Source organism: Sphaerothrix gracilis Ecp01 (assembly GCF_030405905.1).
Lineage (GTDB): Bacteria > Cyanobacteriota > Cyanobacteriia > Phormidesmidales > Phormidesmidaceae > Sphaerothrix > Sphaerothrix gracilis.
Genome location: NZ_JASATW010000115.1, coordinates 1 through 1,547 on the forward strand (window position 1 = coordinate 1; position 1,547 = coordinate 1,547).

Below are 1,547 nucleotides of genomic sequence, written 5' to 3' on the forward strand. Positions count from 1 at the left end.
TAGGGGTGGCGGAGCTGCAACAGGCTGAATTGCAGGTGCTGCCGGAGGCGCAGCCGCTGGCTGGCTAGCAGCGGGTTGACTAGGAGCGGCCTCGTTCACTTCCTCGGCTAGCTCAGCTTCCGGTTCCGGTTCCACAACTTCTGGTTCTGGTTCCGTAGGCTGGGTCACAACCAGCTCAATTCGATCTTGGGTCTTCGTTTCAGCCACTGGCGTTGGCATCAAGAGCAAAATCGGCACTAAGCCTGCATGTACCCCCACAGCACTCAGCAATCCCCAAGATAGGCACCGCCGCGTGAGGGCATTTTCCTTGTCGTGCTGTTCAAGACAGGCTCGTGAAAGACCCATAGTTCCAACTTACTCGGCTCAGAAAATATTATTGATGCGAACAAATACTATCTTTAATGAGTTAATTTTGCATTAAAAATCATTGCCTAAACTATAAAGCAGCTTGTCGATGAACACAATCTTCCTGATCGGCTTTACTTAGGAGAAAGGCTTCTGGTGAAATGACATGTCTGAAATGGTGTAAATTCTTGAAAGTCTAAAATCCCTACTTTCGATGCGCTACGCTGCGCTTTCTGCCTTGCCCTTTGAGCCATACGGACGGCATCTTACTCAATATCCTGTTTTAGCTAGATCAATCCATGAGAGCTATTGATACGGTTAGAACCGTTCGCGATCGCCGGCTCATGAGTCTTAAGAACCGTGAATTCATCATTAGAAATACTTGACATCAATTCTCATTTAGATTTACGCTGCCATTCATCAATTATTGAGAGCCATAGCCTATTGGATATGGCTTCTCTGCACGCACAAGTCGCTAAACATGTCTCTAAGTGAAATCTTCGTCGCTGGCGGTATCGTCATGGTGCCGCTGCTGCTATTTTCTATCGCAGCGATCGCCCTAATCGTCGAGCGTTCTGTCTTCTGGCTCAGAGTCAACCGACGACAGCGCCGCGTCGTCAAGGACATTCTGCAAACCTATCGCCAGGCTCCCATCGATGTCTTTGCCAGGCTGAAGCAAAACCTCGACTTGCCCATCGCCCGCATCTTCCTCGAAGCCCTAGAGCTTGAAGGGGCTTCACCTAATCAGTTTCGCCTCGCCCTAGAGAGCGCCACCCAGGCCGAACTGCCGCTGCTGAAGCGCTTCAATACGGTGTTTCAGAGCATCATTGCCGTGTCGCCGCTGCTGGGACTGCTAGGCACAATTTTGGGTCTGATTCGCTCGTTTGCGGCGATTCAAATTGGCGAGATTGGGGCGAATGCGGAGTTAGTGACTGGCGGGATTAGTGAGGCGCTAGTCTCTACGGCGGCAGGCTTGGTGGTAGCAATCTTCACGCTGCTGTTTGCCAACCTGTTTCGCGGTCTGTATCGGCGGCAGGTGGCGCTGCTGCAGGAGTACGGCAGTCAGCTAGAAATTCTCTATGAGTGGCATCACGCCGCGCTGAAACAGGGAAATGCAGCCTATGCGCGGCATTAATTGAGGGCCAAGCGCTTGACCGGCTGTAGACGCAATTTAGATCATGGCTTCTAGACTTCTGCCGATT

The 1,547-nt window shown here is 51.5% G+C and carries 1 protein-coding gene and 1 pseudogene; one reads left to right on the forward strand and one right to left on the reverse strand.

Annotation, left to right across the window (positions count from 1 at the left end):
• Positions 1-345, reverse strand: a pseudogene (locus QJQ48_RS28080) (hypothetical protein); the annotation flags it as partial.
• Between the two features lie 481 nt (positions 346-826).
• Between QJQ48_RS28080 and QJQ48_RS28085 the strand changes: the two are divergent.
• Positions 827-1,480, forward strand: a complete 654-nt coding sequence (locus tag QJQ48_RS28085) for a MotA/TolQ/ExbB proton channel family protein (RefSeq protein WP_346294485.1) — start codon at positions 827-829, stop codon at positions 1,478-1,480.
• Positions 1,481-1,547: the final 67 nt, after the last annotated feature.